The 16,476-nt window shown below is 41.3% G+C and carries 18 protein-coding genes and 1 pseudogene; 7 read left to right on the forward strand and 12 right to left on the reverse strand.

Features of this window, described 5'->3' with window-relative positions; all coding sequences use genetic code 11:
- Position 1: 1 nt before the first annotated feature.
- Positions 2-832 (reverse strand): N-acetylmuramoyl-L-alanine amidase, encoded by an 831-nt coding sequence (locus tag Xhom_RS12605; protein WP_198148766.1) that lies wholly within the window; start codon positions 830-832, stop codon positions 2-4.
- A gap of 198 nt (positions 833-1,030) precedes the next feature.
- Positions 1,031-2,485, reverse strand: coding sequence for an alanine/glycine:cation symporter family protein (locus tag Xhom_RS12610; protein ID WP_069315363.1), 1,455 nt, complete (start codon positions 2,483-2,485; stop codon positions 1,031-1,033).
- A 1,397-nt stretch (positions 2,486-3,882) separates the two neighbouring features.
- Here Xhom_RS12610 and Xhom_RS12620 point away from each other — a divergent pair.
- Positions 3,883-4,365 (forward strand): PliI family lysozyme inhibitor of I-type lysozyme, encoded by a 483-nt coding sequence (locus tag Xhom_RS12620; RefSeq protein ID WP_069318389.1) that lies wholly within the window; start codon positions 3,883-3,885, stop codon positions 4,363-4,365.
- Between the two features lie 99 nt (positions 4,366-4,464).
- Positions 4,465-4,836 (forward strand): hypothetical protein, encoded by a 372-nt coding sequence (locus Xhom_RS12625; RefSeq protein ID WP_069315362.1) that lies wholly within the window; start codon positions 4,465-4,467, stop codon positions 4,834-4,836.
- Positions 4,837-4,875: 39 nt separating this feature from the next.
- Here Xhom_RS12625 and prfH read toward each other — a convergent pair whose 3' ends face one another.
- From prfH to Xhom_RS12650, 5 genes and pseudogenes are all read right to left on the reverse strand, one after another.
- Positions 4,876-5,499: a peptide chain release factor H gene (prfH, locus tag Xhom_RS12630; RefSeq protein WP_069315361.1), complete on the reverse strand. Its 624-nt coding sequence runs from the start codon at positions 5,497-5,499 to the stop codon at positions 4,876-4,878.
- The gene (locus Xhom_RS12635) at positions 5,496-6,617 is read right to left on the reverse strand and encodes an RNA ligase RtcB family protein (protein ID WP_069315360.1); all 1,122 of its coding nucleotides are present in this window, start codon (positions 6,615-6,617) and stop codon (positions 5,496-5,498) included. The genes prfH and Xhom_RS12635 overlap by 4 nt, the downstream gene beginning before the upstream one ends.
- Before the next feature lie 756 nt (positions 6,618-7,373).
- Complete coding sequence (locus Xhom_RS12640) at positions 7,374-7,769, reverse strand: putative signal transducing protein (RefSeq protein ID WP_069315359.1); 396 nt, start codon at positions 7,767-7,769, stop codon at positions 7,374-7,376.
- 122 nt (positions 7,770-7,891) lie between these two features.
- Positions 7,892-8,236 (reverse strand): hypothetical protein, encoded by a 345-nt coding sequence (locus Xhom_RS12645; protein ID WP_069315358.1) that lies wholly within the window; start codon positions 8,234-8,236, stop codon positions 7,892-7,894.
- Positions 8,237-8,426: 190 nt separating this feature from the next.
- Positions 8,427-8,996, reverse strand: a pseudogene (locus Xhom_RS12650) (integrase domain-containing protein); the annotation flags it as partial.
- Between the two features lie 287 nt (positions 8,997-9,283).
- On the opposite strand from Xhom_RS12650, the gene Xhom_RS12655 reads away from it, so the two are divergent.
- The 4 genes from Xhom_RS12655 to tssI all read left to right on the forward strand — a co-directional run bounded on the left by Xhom_RS12655 (position 9,284) and on the right by tssI (position 13,469).
- Positions 9,284-10,192 (forward strand): arginase family protein, encoded by a 909-nt coding sequence (locus tag Xhom_RS12655; RefSeq protein ID WP_069315357.1) that lies wholly within the window; start codon positions 9,284-9,286, stop codon positions 10,190-10,192.
- Positions 10,193-10,563: 371 nt separating this feature from the next.
- Complete coding sequence (locus tag Xhom_RS12660) at positions 10,564-12,120, forward strand: type VI secretion system baseplate subunit TssF (RefSeq protein WP_232326240.1); 1,557 nt, start codon at positions 10,564-10,566, stop codon at positions 12,118-12,120.
- Complete coding sequence (locus Xhom_RS36575) at positions 12,108-12,302, forward strand: hypothetical protein (protein WP_232326238.1); 195 nt, start codon at positions 12,108-12,110, stop codon at positions 12,300-12,302. Before Xhom_RS12660 ends, Xhom_RS36575 begins: the two co-directional genes overlap by 13 nt.
- 36 nt (positions 12,303-12,338) lie before the next feature.
- Positions 12,339-13,469: a type VI secretion system tip protein TssI/VgrG gene (gene tssI, locus Xhom_RS12665; RefSeq protein WP_232326237.1), complete on the forward strand. Its 1,131-nt coding sequence runs from the start codon at positions 12,339-12,341 to the stop codon at positions 13,467-13,469.
- Here the strand turns inward: tssI and Xhom_RS12670 are convergent.
- The gene (locus tag Xhom_RS12670) at positions 13,387-13,995 is read right to left on the reverse strand and encodes a KilA-N domain-containing protein (protein ID WP_069315356.1); all 609 of its coding nucleotides are present in this window, start codon (positions 13,993-13,995) and stop codon (positions 13,387-13,389) included. The two genes, tssI and Xhom_RS12670, sit on opposite strands and share 83 nt — an antisense overlap.
- Before the next feature lie 102 nt (positions 13,996-14,097).
- Positions 14,098-14,271, reverse strand: coding sequence for a hypothetical protein (locus tag Xhom_RS30210; protein ID WP_169928429.1), 174 nt, complete (start codon positions 14,269-14,271; stop codon positions 14,098-14,100).
- Between the two features lie 132 nt (positions 14,272-14,403).
- Between Xhom_RS30210 and Xhom_RS12675 the strand changes: the two genes are divergently transcribed.
- Positions 14,404-14,751: an Arc family DNA-binding protein gene (locus Xhom_RS12675; protein ID WP_069315355.1), complete on the forward strand. Its 348-nt coding sequence runs from the start codon at positions 14,404-14,406 to the stop codon at positions 14,749-14,751.
- A gap of 14 nt (positions 14,752-14,765) precedes the next feature.
- Here the strand turns inward: Xhom_RS12675 and nadS are convergent, their stop codons facing one another.
- From nadS to Xhom_RS12690, 3 genes are all read right to left on the reverse strand, one after another.
- Positions 14,766-15,056, reverse strand: a complete 291-nt coding sequence (gene nadS / locus Xhom_RS12680) for a NadS family protein (protein ID WP_038243532.1) — start codon at positions 15,054-15,056, stop codon at positions 14,766-14,768.
- Between the two features lie 2 nt (positions 15,057-15,058).
- Positions 15,059-15,370 carry a type II toxin-antitoxin system RelE/ParE family toxin gene (locus Xhom_RS12685; RefSeq protein WP_069315354.1) on the reverse strand — a complete coding sequence of 104 codons (312 nt, stop codon included), beginning with the start codon at positions 15,368-15,370 and terminating at the stop codon, positions 15,059-15,061.
- A 126-nt stretch (positions 15,371-15,496) separates the two neighbouring features.
- Positions 15,497-16,476, reverse strand: a 980-nt coding sequence (locus tag Xhom_RS12690) for a restriction endonuclease (protein WP_169928431.1), incomplete at its 5' end; no start/stop codon positions are given.

The raw sequence follows: 16,476 nt of genomic DNA on the forward strand, positions 1-16,476 counted from the left end.
GCTACTGGTATTTTTCGACCACTGCCAAAGCAATTGCTTCTGTTTCCGCATCAGGCGTTCCACTAATATCTGACGGACGGAAATGCATCTGAAATGCTTGAATAGTTTTACGAGTCGCGTTATCCAGAAAACCTGTTTGAGGTATGCTATAACCATAAGTGGCCAGTGCTTTCTGTATAGAAATCACTGACGCAGGCATATCAGTAGCTCGACCTGCCAAATACTTATTAACCGTCATATGATCAGGCCAAGCACCAATCCCCTGTTCATAAAGCATTTCCCATGGGAAAACAGGCCCGGGATCTTCTTTTCTCAGTGGAGCTATATCACTATGACCAACAACATTTATTGCCTTAATTTGATGCCTTTGAATAATATCTTTTGCCAGTCGGATCACTGCATCTATTTGTGACGGATAATATAAACACCATTCTTTTTTGATAAAGTGTCGTTTAAATCCACAATTAACAATTTCAATCCCAATAGAATAGCTATTTAAGTCTTGATATCCATTCCAATCGCTTCTGCCTGCATGCCACGCCTTTTCTTTTTCTGAAACTAATTGAAAAATAATCGGTTCATTATTTTCATACTTTGGTTGCGCAGGAATGAGATAATGGGCACTGACATGTCCTCCCGTTAATGCCCGCAAAGAGCGTTCATCATTCAGCGCTGTATAATGTAGGACAAGAACTTTAATCGAATCGACATCCTGCTTGGTTGAATAAGGATGAGAGCGATCAATAATATAACCATTTCTGTTTTCCCGTTCAGGGGAATGAGAGCAGCCAATCAATAGTGTGATAAACACACCTATCATTAATTTTCTTATCATGCTGAGTTAGCTATTTGAAATAAAAACATAACATTGTAATAACTATATAGTAGATGAAACTAAAATAGTTGTAATGTTTTTATTATCAGGTAGTTTTCTGAGCACAAATAAAAACCGGACACTCGTCAAGTAGCGAATGTCCGGTTGATAACGTTATATCTTCGAAATCTACTTAGTATAAATATTATACCTTAGTCAGCTATGACTCTTCTCAATGTTCTGAGGAGACTCATTATCCCAGATACCTTTTTCAACTTGTTGCCGAATCTCTGGATACATATTGATGTCGAATGTTGGCAACTGCCCCAATTTTCTCTGGTGGTTATAATCCTTCGCAAGTTTCACTGCGATACCAGACAACATAAGTATGGCAATCAGGTTAACAATAGCCATACATGCCATTGATAAGTTAGCCATGTTCCAAACCAGAGGCACTTCTGCCAATGTGCCAAACATCACCATACCCAGTGCAGCCAAGCGCAGGATAAATAAACCCGCGGTGTGGTTACGCTCCAGGAATATCATATTACTTTCAGCATAGGCGTAGTTCGCGATTATTGATGTAAAGGCGAAGAAGAAGATTGCAATAGCAATGAATGTTGATCCCCAATACCCCACAGCCGATGACAATGCACGCTGAGTCAATTCAATACCACTGATATCAGTGATGTTTTCGTTGAGTATTCCAGAAGAGAGGATAATAACAGCCGTTGCACTACAGATAACGATAGTATCCATGAATACCCCCAACATCTGCACATAACCCTGAGAGGCTGGGTGTGGTGGATATGGAGAGGCAGAAGCTGCGGCGTTTGGTGCAGAACCCATTCCCGCTTCATTCGAAAACAGCCCGCGTTGAACCCCCTGAATCATCGCCTGAGAGATACCGTAACCTAATGTCCCGGCTATCGCTTCTTGAAGACCGAAGGCGCTCTTGATAATTAACGCAAATACATCTGGAATACGTTCAATATTGTGACCAACAACCCAAAATGCCAATATTAAATAAGCCCCGGCCATAAACGGTACAACGAATTCGGCGACGCGTGCAATGGAACGTAAACCGCCAAAAATAATCATGCCACTGATAATGACTAATACAATACCGACATAAATTGGTTTAACACCAAAGGCAACATCAGCCGCTGTCGCAATTGAGTTTGCTTGAACAGCATTAAACACAAGACCAAACGCGATAATAAGGAAGAATGAGAACAAGACTCCCATCCAGCGCATCTTCAACCCTTTCTCCATATAATAGGCAGGGCCACCGCGATAATTTCCTCGATCGTCTTTCGTCTTGTACAACTGGGCAAGCGTGCTTTCCACAAAAGAAGTTGCCATGCCAATAAATGCTACTACCCACATCCAAAAAATAGCCCCTGGCCCACCAGCAGTAATTGCAATAGCGACCCCGGCTAAGTTACCGGTTCCTACACGAGCAGCAAGACTGGTACATAAAGCCTGAAAAGATGAGATACCAGCATTATCTGATTTGTTACTATTTTTCAGGACTGAAAACATGTGACCAAAATGACGGAGCTGTATAAAACCAAAACGTATTGTGAAGTAAAGGCCAACTCCAAGAAGTAAGTATATTAGTACGTAGTCCCAAAGAATGTTGTTAATGAAGTTAATCGGATCCGTCAAGATATTTTCCCCTTACTAATTAGCAAACATTAGCTGACCATAATGCAGTATCTGTGAGATTTTATTGTGCTAAATTTCCTTTATAATCAACAAGTAACACAATTCCGCGTACGAAAACAGAGAGATACTAGCCAGTAAAACGCAAAGAATGTAACACAATATCCATTTCAATGGGTAACTTTTAATGAAATTTTTACATTTACTTTAACATTCATAAACATTTGCATTTATCTCTAAAAACACAATCCCCTTATACAAAAGGGTCTAGCGTATTTTTTATGAGAAAAAATAGATTAATTCCTCATCTAACACACAAAAAAAAGAATAAATAAATTAACAATTAAACCCAAAATAGAAACCAATTAATAACCAAAACACAACCAATCAGATAAATAATCGCACAAAGTCCTTACAAAAATCATGTGTTAATGAAAGGTTATTAACACCCTATCATATAATCGAACAGAACAAATTCCGATATTCCCTCACCATTAAATTGCTTAAGTAGCAATAACGAGATTTACTAAAAAAATAAAAATAATTACAAAATTTAATATTGAAGTTTCCTTTTTTACGAAAATATATAGCAACATCTTTCTACAAATGAGATTATTAAATTTTAATACAGTGATAATTGGAAAAAGACACCATTACATATTAAAATTTTCATTTGTTATCTTTACGGTAGGAAACAAAAAATAATAGGTTAATAATATGTTAAATTTACACTATCGGATCATCAGATAGCCTGCAAATGAGGTATAGTCGATGTTAATACGAAAACGAAAAAACCCGGCAGACAACATACTTCCCAAGAGAGTTTACAGAGGAAAATCAAAGTATGAGTACCATCCGTCAACAGGTGGTTCGATCTCTATTTGCTGTTTAAATTCACCAGTATCCGTTGTTTGGAAAGAGTACAATAAGATTGTCGAAAAAATCGAAAAAAATAGCACATAGAGCTTAATATGTTGGAATTAACAAATAAACGGGAGTCACCACTCCCGTTGACTCTTTATCATCTGCCAATCAAAAAAACATCAATTAAATTAATAAATAAAACCAAAAAACAGTCTATTGATTTGAATGAAATTCAGTAATCACACCAACCCTCTTCCCCATATAAAGAAATATTTTTCTATTCTCTATCGTAAAGATAATTATTTAAAACCTACAAAATATATCCAATAGATTTCGAGTTGCATTGAAAAGACAAATCAATGGATCTGAAGGAGCATAGTTAATGTAACTATATTACAAGAGTGCAACCGACAAAAAGAGACTCTGAAAAATGAAAGGGAATACATTAGGAATATGGTTTTTCAAAATCCATGCTACGATATAAATTTAATCTCATGATTATGTTGAACAAGACCATAGACAATGGAGTATTAATTATGCGTATAAGCAATATTATGAAAACTATAGCCATGTCCTCTCTTATAGTAGCGCTATCTCTATCAACACTCGCCATCGCAAGAGATGGAGTTCTGATTCACTTACCTGATAAACGTTTTGCCGTTCTATCAGTTGGCGATTTGGAAAGTGAATCTGCTGGCAGCTACTCCATTGCCATTTTCAAGGATAAAGATCTCATAAACTTTGAGACTGGAGCTGTCTTTTCCCGGGACGGTTCAGTATTCGACGATAACCATAAACCAAGAATAGCATTTGCCGATATTAACGATGATGGTTCCAAGGAACTCGTCGTCTCTAAACTCACGGTAGGTTCTGGAAATTATCTTGAAGTTGATGCGCTAAAAATTACCGACAAAAACGTTAAACTTCTCAGTCGCATCTATATAAATAGTACAATTGATCCCATTAAAACACTCCTCAAACTGTGTAAAAGAGGGGAATGTCCAATACAAAAAGATTAATAAGTTCGGTTCATCATTCAGATTTGGCAAAAACACGAGATAATGTACTATTGTTAATGTTGTCATCACTCTCACGGTATTGTCGATCAAGAGGAACTTATGAAACGTCTTTTACTGCCATTCTTCCTTGCCCCATTCTTCTCTTATGCCGCACATACGAATATAGATAAAACAGCGGAAGCCTATTGTAATGTGTTTGGGAAAGCCTCCGTAGAAGCATTCAAAACTAATGATTCATCTGATGCAATAGCCCAAAAAGCTTTCAGTGAATTGAGTAGTAATGGTTTCGATCTTAAAGAAATCCATAGCAACAAAGATGAATTTGTCTCATCCATCAAACAAACCGTCACAGAAGTCAGAAAAAATAAGCAAGTGTTCCCAAGTCATCAGAATTTTGACGAATCGCTGGATAAATCCGTTAAAGCATGCAAAGTACAAACAAAGCATGCCTTGTCGGAAAGTGTTAAATAAACACGTGTAGAGCGACGGAACCATGGCGTCGCTCTAATATCAGGACTGTGGAATAAATTTTATTCCAATAAAAGTGCGCACCGCATTCCCTCTTTCAACCTGATGATGGAACAAACGCCGTTCAGCCCTGAGTTGTACCTGATACCTATTCTGCTGTTGCTGAAGCCTATGCCCCAACAACAAACGAGCAAGCCGCCGATTAGCATGTTGGCTACGCTCTGATTGCACTTTAATGCTGATACCACTGGCAACATGTATTGCCCGAACTGCTGATTCAGTTTTATTGACATGTTGACCACCAGGTCCGGAAGCTTTCAATGTTTCAAACCGAATTTCGCTTTCCGTTATTTCCTGCATGAGTTCAGGTTCAAATTGCGTCACGCCAATAAACCAATTTTTGCGGCCAACTCCTTTTCGCCATGGGCTTTCGCAAATCCATTTAATCGTACCGTGCCAACGCTCAAATAATTGCTGTTCATTTTTTCCTTGAATAGCAACCAACACAGAACACAATGTACCTGAACGCTGCCCCCGTTCTTCCTCCAAAATATTAGTTGTAATTCCCAATTCTTCGGCTTCTTGAATCAATCGCTCTAATGCTTTTTTGACAGCTAACGCGCATTCATCAGGCCCCTGTGCAGCGGAAATCTGCAATAATATCATTCATTGCCTCCCCGCGTTTTATATGTCAGGACAGGTTTAAGTCTTGCGATTAACGTCACCAAACCAGCCTGTAACATTGCATCCATCACACAACTGATAGATTTGTAAGCTTCAGGTGCCTCTTGGAAAATTAATTGCTTATCTAAGCAAATGACCCGGCTACCCAATGCAGTGCGAGAAAGCTGTACTGCATTGTAACGACCATCCAACCGTTCCTTGCACTCACTACGCATCCATTTCCGTCCTGCACCATGAGCAAGAGAAAATAGACTATGTTCACTGGCCAGCGGTTGAACTAAATAACTATAATCACCACGCGACCCCGGTATAATCACAAGCCCTTGATCAGCCGGTGTTGCGCCCTTGCGATGCAACCAGCCATTGGTGCCGTCAATAGTACATGGGGTAAGCAGATTATGTGAAACATCAAGCAAGCGTTCCCCATTAGCTTTCCAGCGTTTTAGCATTCTCTCCGCAATTAATTGACGATTGAAACAAGCATAATCCAACGCTTGTTGATGCTGCTGAAGATAATTTTGCGCTTGTGGGCTAGATGCAACCAATCCATGATGCCCATGTTCACGAACATGTTGTTCAAGGATCATTTGCCCCATGCCACGTGAACCACTATGTACCAATAAAAGAAGTTGCTGTTTATTCAGTTTCCACGTTTCAAGCACCTCTGGTTGATATATTTCATCCAATTGCTGTAACTCAGCAAAATGGTTGCCACCACCAATCGTTCCCGGCAAATAGCAAAAATGTTCAGGTATATCGTCAGGTAAATCTTCTTCTGCCAGCGGAGAATCAATGGAGCCTAACCGTTTTTCCAGCTTGTCCAATGACCATTTATTTAATGTCAAATCAGTCTGCCATAATGCTATACCACAACCAATATCATTGCCAATGAGTGCGGGATAAAAACGTGACTGTGAAAAAAATGCTGCTCCAACAGGATACCCTCTACCTGGGTGAAGATCCGGGAGTCCAACTACACTTACCATGTCAGGAAGTTGCGCTGTTATTTCAAGTTGCTGAATGGCCTTACCTTCCAGCCAAGTATTTTCTGTTGCGATAATCTGTACGTTCGGTACAGCGGAATGCAAAGTATTGCCCATAGATCAACCTTATGATCAATGAAAAAATAAAGGTGTGGTCAGGCCTTCCTAGCCAAGCAATACTGAAAAATTTTTAATTTCGTAATTAGCTATGGGCTGGCCTGAAAAGAGTTATTGCTACTGTCATCATGATGAATTCCTCCTTTTCAGTCGTTAATGGGGTTTAATGAATAGTTGCGTTTTACGCGCGCTGAATCATACTTCAATTTTTATAGTTATTGCCAGTGTTTTTTTAATTTATGTTAATTAAACCATAAGAAGGTGATTTAATTAACTTTGCATTTAATTTCAAGGGGTGATTAATGAAAATACTTCTTTAATATCTGACAACTACATTGATAGCCATTATTACAAAAAAGTTCTAATAAAAACGAACATCATTTACGATTTTCCCTGACATTTTTTCTATATATAAAGCAGCAATATGATACTGGGAAACTTGATCACCATAAAAGCTCATGCCATTGAATATTGTTTAATTCACTGAATAATAAATGCTTGCCTAGTATTGCATATAAATTTTCCAAACTACATTCAGCGTCTACAGCACCTTGTTCAGCAGATTTTTTATATCACTCTTCCACTCTTTTTAATTTTAATTAACATTAGTTGATTTTTCCTTATCCAAGAAATGCAATAACGAAGTATTATACCAACCACGAACGCCTTATTCACCCTAAAAAATATCAGATTAATTTTTATTTAAATTAATCCTTATAGAGCATTATTAGCATCCAAACATTGATCTTAAATAAATCACAATGAATAATGGTCATCATCTTTTAGTGGTAAAGCTATCCCCATCGTCAAAAATAAAGAAATAACTAAAAAAATATTTATTAACGTCATAGAGCGATATTGAGATGATTTACTTTTTTCCAAATTAGATTTTCTTTCATCTAATAAATACTGATTGTCTTCAATTTGAGAAAGTATCTCTTTCGCCCGTTCTATATCAGAACGATGAACAAGGATCTTAACACCACCATATGCTTGAGAATACATGTAGTTATTCCACACAATGTCTTCATCTATCACTACTGCATAAACGTTTTCAGACAACATTCTGCCCAAAATAATATGAGCATCTATCGGTGATAGAAAATTTGCCAATAACTGCATATTTCCTCTTTGGGGATGGCTGTTCCACATAAGCACACCATGATCAGATGATTTATTGACCAGTATAACCTACCATTGCATATTTCTTCCAACTTTCTTCAATCGATTGGAAATAAAGCACACCAGAACATGAATGTGCCTTCACTCAATAACTAAATTTTACCCATTTCCTGTAATTTCTTGAACATTTCCGCATCTCTTCTGGCTTGTTCTGCCATTCTGCTGGCATCACGAGCCCAAGCGTTAGAATCAACAAAATCAGAGCCTTTTCTTCTTGCTGACATTTCAAGTGCATGACATTTATCCATATCAATGGCACCTTTTCTGAAGGTTATTTCATCTAAGATTCTAAGGGTAGTATTGCCATTATCTGAATTTTCACCAAGAGCCGAACATAATTCATTATTGCTGAGTGATGTTAAGTTATCTGTTGGTATTTTATTTAATACACAACCAGACATAGCAAGAGTAGATAATAATAGTAATTTTTTTAGCATTTACTTTTTGAGTCCATAAAAACGGGGCAGCATTATATATACATAAGTAAATCAGGTAAATACAAAATGAGGTAATCACCAGATATGCGCCGTTAATGTCATCTAAAAGTTAATGTAATTTATACAAAATTTTGACGTAAAAACAACAACTAATCAAATGAAAACTAACAAGCACCATGATGATTATGGTATTCAATACACGGGTTTGCCTTGGTCGGCCACCTTTTGTACCAAAGACAACATGCAGTTTCGGATCTGATTGTTCCAACCGTTTACGCCAGCTTTTCAGTGAAGCACTGCATTGCACCGCTTCCTGAAAACGTAATCCCAATAATCGGGCAAGTTTCAGCGTGACAGCAAATCCGGCATCACGTTCAAGCGCCTTCTGATAAACCATCTGAAACGTGGCATCAGGGATCGCTTGTTTTGTTCCAGCGCGGCTGGTTCCGCTTAATCCCAATGCTTGATTACTTAAACGGGACGAAGTTTCCAATTTTTCCCGGCCTGCCATGCGGAAGATATTACGCAGTGCGGACATTTCATTTTGCACCGTTCGTTTGGCAATCCCTTGAGATAAGCGGGCATCAACGTAATGTTCCACATGCTTGGCTTTCAAATGGCTGAGACTTTTAACCTGAATATTCAGGCTCAATAACAACGCCCCTAAACGTCCCGCAATCCGAATACGGTCATGGCAGGTTTTATGACTGCCACCACCCTGACGGGCAAAAAATTTTAATTCTTTAATCAATCGGCTCATTGGCTTTCCCTTGCTTATACCTGACAACATACGATCTCTGGCGCGCGACAATGCGGCAAAACAAGATATATCTGCCTTGCCCTTGACGAATATCTGTGCGCCAGAGTGAACACAGGTTGAGGTATTGCGGGGTATCGGTTGAGTACGCGGTACTGCCGTCTGCATAAGCAGGTCATCCCCACCGGCTAAAAGCCAGCCTCGATACCGCTGTGTTTACTCTTCTTGTTGTCCCGTTTATGCTTCTATTTTAATAAATTCGCTTATGATTTATCAGTGGAGCTCTTATTATGCATATCATTCTAGCGCCAACCAATCTTGGGTTAAGCCCTTTATGGGAGGGGCACTTGCCAGGGACATGGCGGGCTCCGCAAGTACTGATGAAACATGGGTTAGCGGAAAAGCTACGGGCTAATGCGGTCAGTGAATTAATGCGTCCGGTATATTCACCGGAACCTCAAATCGGGACACGGATACGCAATGGTTATGGTATTCGTGACTTTAATCTACAGTTGGCGGCGGAAGTGGCTAAGGTACAAGAAAATGGCAACTTTCCACTCATTATTGGTGGTGACTGCTCAATTCTATTAGGCGCATTGGCGGGCTCTCGTCAGGCAGGGCCTATTTCACTCATCCATATTGATGGTCACAGTGATTATCGTCATCCAGATAACTACGATACACAGCAAATGTTAGGTGCAGTGGCTGGGATGGATTTGGCTTTGGCAACCGGTCGAGGTGAGGCGCTATTAATCGATTGGCCGGATATAGAAAGTCCATTAGTGCCAGAGCAACAGGTACTCCAACTCGGCGAACGCGAGAGCAGAGATGTTGATTTTGCTTGGCCTGATATTAACCAAACGGCTATTTCACAGATTGATGTATTTACCGCACATTCAATCGGTGAAAAAGGGATCCTCCACAAAATCGAGCAAATGTTAGTTGCTCAGCCGACATGGCGTTTTTGGATACATATCGATGTCGATGTTCTTGACCAAAACATCATGCCAGCGGTTGATTCACCCGGTAGTCCGGGTATTGAACCGAGTTGGCTAAAAAATATCGGGGCGCAATTACTTAATAACCCATTATGCTGTGGCATGACGGTTTCTGTTTTCGATCCTGATTTAGATCCCGATGGTCGTTATGCAGCGCTGCTTGTTGAAATTCTAGAAGCCATGTTCTTGCCCCGTAAATAGCCAATATTCCTTTTGATATCAGTGAGTGCTCTCTAATTCTTCTTTGTATTTTTTACTGGTGTACATGATAAGGAGGAATAAATCCTCCTTGCTGTTTATTTGGTAAAATATCTAACACAAGTGTCCCTAATGAAGTCACTACAATAGTGATGGTTGATTAAATTCATTAATGATGCCAACGATGTTGACAATTACCGTGTTCGTATCAGCCTTATTTTTGCCTATATTTCCGTGCCTATTCCACTAATTTCCCCATATTTCACCAAAATCAGGTGAAAATTCCATCTAATTGGTTAATTAATTTTATTGATGAATGTGTACAATAAATTAACCTACCGAATAAAAAAATCTAACATAAAAAAGTAAGCATAATGAAAAACAACAAGGAATCGCTGTACCTGCAAGAACGCGCCTATCTGCGGGAGCTGGCACAGCGCGTGGCGAAAAAATCACCACATCTGGCCGATTTTCTTATTGCCTCCCATGCTCCCGATATTGCGCGTCTTTTTGAAGTCTTTGCCCTGCTAATCGCCAATATACGGGATAAACTGGACGATGAGTTTCCCGAAGTCACCCACGGCATTCTCTCGCGTATCTGGCCGTTATTCTTGTGTCCTGTTCCGCCCACGACGTTATTGCAGTTTTATCCCATGGATGATGAGCATCAGGGTATTGCTGATATTCCAGCAGGGGCATCCGTGTCTGCCCGGCTTAACGGGCAGTTACTCGCCTTTAAGACCTGTAGGCCCCTGCATATCGAACCGTTAATCGTGCAGGAGCGAGCGGTAAATAAAACGGGCACTCACAGTGAGATCATTCTGACTCTGTGCCAGACAGGCACGGGATCTGCTGTCTGGCAAAGTGGTTCATTAACCTTTTTCCTGGGTACCGATATGGAACGTGCCACTCAGCTCAGTTTGTGGCTGGATCAGCACCTTTGTGATGTCAGCCTGAAAGCTCAGGACGAACGGCGGAGACTCAACGATTCGCCTTATGGCTGGCATAATTTGTTTGATAGTCCGGTGCTACCGACACCAAAGAATACGTATTCCGGCCTGCAACCGTTGGTGGAATATTATGCGCTACCTGCACTTTATAACTTCGTCCCGTTGGACATCAGCAATGAGCATGCACAAGTGCCGCTGAATGAAGATAGCATGTTTGAGCTGATTTTTCGTTTCGAGGGTGAATTGCCGCTGGATGATGTCGATGGGGCGTTTTTGTTGGGCTGCGTGCCTGCCATTCATCTGGAAAACCAAAGCAGTCCGTCCATTTTGCTGGAGACCGGGGATCACAGCTATCTATTGCCGTTGGGGGAATCGATGCGGTTGTTCCGGCTTCGGGAGATTCAGGTGGTGCAACAGCCCGATAACGATGAGCAACGCGGCACACCTTATCGCTGGCTGCCGATTGAACAGTTTGTTCCGGCCGGGCATTTTCTCGATGACGACCAGCAACCTGATGACTTTTATTACCAGCTTCAAACCACACAGGATTTCCTGGGCAGAACCGGGCACCGGCTGAACTTTTTTGATTTGACCGGCAAACCCGCAAAAAACTTACCCGACATCGCCATCTCGTGCCATTTCATCAGCTATCACGAGCAGGCGTTGACGCTGGCACAGGGGGCGATCACGGTGACACAGGAAAGTTCACCGTCTCATCTTGGTGCGCAGAATATTATCCCGGTCATGACCGATTACCCGCCGTTGTTACAGGAAAATAGCGGCGGGCCGCTGCTGTCCTGCCTTTCCAGCCCGCCGGTGATGTTATTTGCTACTGACAGCCTGAAACAATTCCTCCGCCTGTTTGACTCGCATACCAATACAAATCACCCGATGAGCCGCCAGTTCCGCCAACATATTGACGGTATTGTACAGGTGGAAGAACGCCTGACCGACCGGCTCGCGGGTATGTGCTGTCACTGACGCTGAATCCAGATTATTACCGCACTCCCGGCGAGATGTACCGCTTCTGCCGCTTAATCAATGAAGCAATGGCCTGTTTTATCAGCCAGTCTACATTTGTCAAGCTGGAAATTTTTATCCCGGACAGTAACAAAGTGCTGTGGCAGTTCGGGCATGTCGATGGGTTACGCCCGGATATGTAACTAAGGAACCGATGCAATAAATCAGAAGGAGTAAAAATGAAAAGTGGATTACGTTTTGTCTGCACTCTCGCCGGTGTGCCGGAAAACACCTTTGCCGTGGGGGAGTTTTCCCTGCAAGAAGGCTTATCGGAACTCTTTACCCTGAACCTGACGTTAGTCAGAACCGGTAACGCGAACCCGTTTAAACCGCAGGCGGAAATTGATTTGGCCTCGCTGCTGATGCAGGAAGCGGTATTGCAGGTGTTTAACGGCGAAACTGAGCAGCGCAAAATCACCGGTATTGTTTCCCATGCAGATTGGAGCGGTACAGATGGCAACAAAACACTTTATACCGTCACCGTGCGCCCGGCGCTCTGGCGTCTGACGCTCAATCAGGACAGCCGGATTTATCATCAGCAAAATGTTCCGGCGATGTTAAACAGTCTGCTGAAAAAACACCGGGTGAAAGCCGATTCGAAGCTCTACGATACCCATCAGGACAGGGAATATGTCACCCAGAAACGCGAATCGGATTATGCGTTTTTCAGCCGGTTGGCGGCGGAAGAGGGATGCAGTTTCTGGTTTGAAGATGAAACGGCGTTTTTCAGTGACAGTCATTTAGGAATGACGGCGGGTCTGCCATTGCAATACCAGCCCCAGCCGGAAACGGCCTACGGCGTCGATACGATTTATCAGGTGCGGCTAGGCGTTGGTATGAGTCCGCAACGCAGTCTGCATAAAGATTACAACCTGGAGAACCCGCGCTATCACCTCTCCCATATGCAAAGCAGCGAAGGCTTCCGTGATTTTGGCAGCCAGACACCGTATACCGTATTTGAAAGTTACGGACGCTTTCAAAAAGATGCCGCCGCCAAACCCTTTTTAAAATACCGTCAGGAAGCGCTGGATAACCAGAAACAAACCGGCAGCGGCAGTAGTAACTGCATCAAACTGATGCCGGGCAAAATCTTCGAGATAAAAAATCATCCACATAAACCGCTCAATGTTCGCTGGCAGGTGGTCGGTATCAGCCACCACGGACGTTGCCCGCAGGCACTGGGAGACAGTGGCGGTGAAGGCACCACACTCAGCAACACATTCAGTTTCATTTCTGGCCTCGATGATTACCGTCCACCGTTCCACTACAAACCCTTACAGGGAGAGGGACTGCTTCAAAACCGACGATAGGGTTAACGATATTAGCGGCTGCACATTGTTTTGCTTCATCGCTCAAGTTTGGCATCAGAGCAAACAAGCTACTGACAGCATCAATCGACATTTTCAATGTTCTGGCACGACGATATTCAGGTAAACCTAATTTGCTTTTCTCAGGTGATACTGGCGCTAACTTACCAGAACGGTAGTCAATGAAAGTCTGGTTGACCTGTAAACGGAATTTGGGAGAGATCCACCCCGCATATTCAACAGCTAAAAGCTCGTGGGTGAAAGTGCCTTGATTATTGCCACCGTTAACAATATTGATTGATTTGCGAGCAGGGTGTAAATTTACACTCTGGATATTTTTCAATGAGTTAGACTCAAGCTCTGTGATAAGAGCTTGTGTTTCATTACGGCGTAGCCATTGGCTGGGTTTTTTATGAGCATCTCCACCACTCGCTCTATGCAAAGCATTCAGGTTAAAACGACCTTCTGAATCGGTAGTGATTTCTACGCCTGCAATGACAGGAAGATTTTTATTTGCTACATTATTCATATTGTCACTCTCTGTTATGGGTTGACATAATCTTTAATTACTTTCGATGGTCTTGAAGATTTAGAAGCCTCGTCGGTTGCACCCTTCGAGGTTTCGCTTTTACTACGCCACACTTCTTGTTCTCTCATTTACATACCAAGCTAGCGCTTGATTAATCACTGAATTCTGAGAAATTCCATCTTTATCAGCTAGTTTACAAATCTGGTCTTTCAAAAACTCAGTGGTTCTTAATTGCATCTTTTCATTCTTCTTTCTTGTGTCTAGTTTTGTGTTCATTATGATTCCCTTTCTGAATGTGAAGGCTATTTAACTCTAGAGGCTACTTGCCTCTAGAGTTAATTTAGCACCATTGCTTATAAAGTCAAGTAGCCACTATACTTATTTAAGTATATTTTCAGGGTAATAATTATGAGTAAGTATCCAAGCCAAACACAGGATAAGTTCACCGTTAGATTTCCTGACGGTTTAAGAGACTCTATCGCCAAAAGAGCAGAAGAAAACGGCAGATCAATGAATTCCGAAATTGTTCAGATTTTGCAAGACACTCTGCATGGAGGCGTATCTTTACCTATGGATGAAGAGTTCTCCAGCGTTTACCAAGAAATGCTTGAGGCGGATGACTGGGACAATGATGAGGCTTATTATAAAATTGATTTGCTAACATATCTGCTTATGGAAAGAATGGAGGCAGATAGTCGTAAATTCAGAGAATTACTTGATCTAAAAAAAGAACTCACCAACAAAAAAGCCCCGTGATGGGGCTTAGTAAGCTACATAGATAACGCCTTTAATACATGAAGCGGATCTTTCTCTATCGCCTTTAACAATGCTTTTGCTGGCCCTGTTGGTTCTCGTCTTCCTTGTTCCCAATTACGAAGGGTTCCAACGTTAACAGAGATTAATTTAGCGAATCCCGCTTGGCTTAAGCCGGTTGTCTGACGAATGTTTTTTACCTTCACTGCCTCAATAGTTGTTTCACGAGAAGCAGCACGTTCACCATTCATGATTTCGTTCATCTGTGTCATGCTTTCGGTGAGTCTGGAAAATAATTTGCTATCCATTGTTACCATCCCTCATTTAATGCTCTCAAGACTTTCTTTTCTGACTCGCTAAGGTCATCTTTAATGCCTTTTTTATAAATCAGCAGCAGTCTTATATGTGAGACATCGACCTTGTGATAATAAATGACGCGTACACCGCCACGTTTACCTTTACCTCTGGATGCCCATCTGACTTTACGTAAGCCCCCAGTGTGCTGGATAACATCACCCGAAGCGGGATTGTCTGCAAGATATTGCTGAAACTCGCGATACTCATCATCACTTAACAGCTCTTTACAGTCTTCGGTGAATATAGAGGTCTCAATGAATATCATGTTTCAGTACGCCATTGGTGTATGTATAGAATGATAATAGCACTCTTATCGTATAAGTCAATGGCGTATGACGAGAGGGTTTGGATAGTAAAAGCCCCTTATGGGGCTGCTATCGACAGTAACTGTTTACTTTTGAATAATGTTTTCTAAATTCCCTAATTCTTCATGATGAAGAAGAAATATTCCATGAACAGCCGCCAATTCTCGCGCTGATCTAGTGTAGCCAGCGTTAGTTACCACAATACCAATGGAAGCCCCCCAATAGGTCATGCCTGCCGTAACTTCTTGTACTGCTTTATTACCCACAGGTGATGAGTATTTCTTGCACTGGATAGCGATACAAAGACCATCTTTTTCTGCTATCACATCAACACCCTGATCACCACTAAGAGATGTTGTTCTTGCTTGCCAGCCATTGCTATTAAGGATGTCAGCACAATATCCTTCGTATTCAGAGGGACTCATGCGATCATTCCATTCTATGAGAGGGTTTTTATTCAAATAATCATCTACTGCGGTATCTAATGAAAAGCTATATTCATCATCAATAAGGCCTCTGTAGTCTCTAGTGATGCGCGGTTGGTAATTAAATTTCTTTAGAAAATTACGTTTTTCAGATTCCCATTTATCAGTTGATATATATCCGTAGTCATCAGCTGTAATTAAAAATCTTTTCTTTCTTGCCAATACTGGCAAAAACCTCTCTAATTGGGACAAAAAAATCTCTAAATATTTTCTAGCATCTTGGGTGCGCCTCTTTTTGGAACTACGCTCAAGAATAATTGCGGTAAAATACCGCGTCATTCTCAGCGCAAAATAACCGACCCAGTATATAAATGTAAACAGTATTACATTATTTAATATGCTCTCTTTTGCCCCTTTGGTATTAAATGCGACCACCACAACACCAATCCAAAAAATAACAATAGAAGTTCTGGTTTTCTTTTTTGATGCCACGCTATCACCATAATGAAAATAACAAATAGATTGGCGATAACCTAACAAACGGTCATGTATTAAATAGTTAGTTGTTGTGATATGCTTCCCGCCTTTTAAGGGTAAAGCATGGCCAAAGCTGACGTCTATTGCCGTTATTGTCACAAATC

The organism is Xenorhabdus hominickii, assembly GCF_002632725.1.
Taxonomy (GTDB): Bacteria; Pseudomonadota; Gammaproteobacteria; order Enterobacterales; family Enterobacteriaceae; genus Xenorhabdus; species Xenorhabdus hominickii.

Coding starts and splice junctions, on each gene's coding strand:
- Xhom_RS12625 (WP_069315362.1), top strand. CDS start 4,465: ATGAAACGTCTTTTACTGCCATTCTTCCTTGCCCCATTCTTCTCTTAT.
- Xhom_RS12670 (WP_069315356.1), bottom strand. CDS start 13,995: ATGAATAATGTAGCAAATAAAAATCTTCCTGTCATTGCAGGCGTAGAA.
- Xhom_RS30210 (WP_169928429.1), bottom strand. CDS start 14,271: ATGAACACAAAACTAGACACAAGAAAGAAGAATGAAAAGATGCAATTA.
- Xhom_RS12635 (WP_069315360.1), bottom strand. CDS start 6,617: ATGGGCAATACTTTGCATTCCGCTGTACCGAACGTACAGATTATCGCA.
- Xhom_RS12660 (WP_232326240.1), top strand. CDS start 10,564: ATGAAAAACAACAAGGAATCGCTGTACCTGCAAGAACGCGCCTATCTG.
- Xhom_RS12685 (WP_069315354.1), bottom strand. CDS start 15,370: ATGATATTCATTGAGACCTCTATATTCACCGAAGACTGTAAAGAGCTG.
- Xhom_RS12675 (WP_069315355.1), top strand. CDS start 14,404: ATGAGTAAGTATCCAAGCCAAACACAGGATAAGTTCACCGTTAGATTT.
- Xhom_RS12620 (WP_069318389.1), top strand. CDS start 3,883: ATGCGTATAAGCAATATTATGAAAACTATAGCCATGTCCTCTCTTATA.
- nadS (WP_038243532.1), bottom strand. CDS start 15,056: ATGGATAGCAAATTATTTTCCAGACTCACCGAAAGCATGACACAGATG.
- Xhom_RS12645 (WP_069315358.1), bottom strand. CDS start 8,236: ATGCTAAAAAAATTACTATTATTATCTACTCTTGCTATGTCTGGTTGT.
- Xhom_RS12640 (WP_069315359.1), bottom strand. CDS start 7,769: ATGTGGAACAGCCATCCCCAAAGAGGAAATATGCAGTTATTGGCAAAT.
- Xhom_RS12655 (WP_069315357.1), top strand. CDS start 9,284: ATGCATATCATTCTAGCGCCAACCAATCTTGGGTTAAGCCCTTTATGG.
- prfH (WP_069315361.1), bottom strand. CDS start 5,499: ATGATATTATTGCAGATTTCCGCTGCACAGGGGCCTGATGAATGCGCG.
- tssI (WP_232326237.1), top strand. CDS start 12,339: ATGAAAAGTGGATTACGTTTTGTCTGCACTCTCGCCGGTGTGCCGGAA.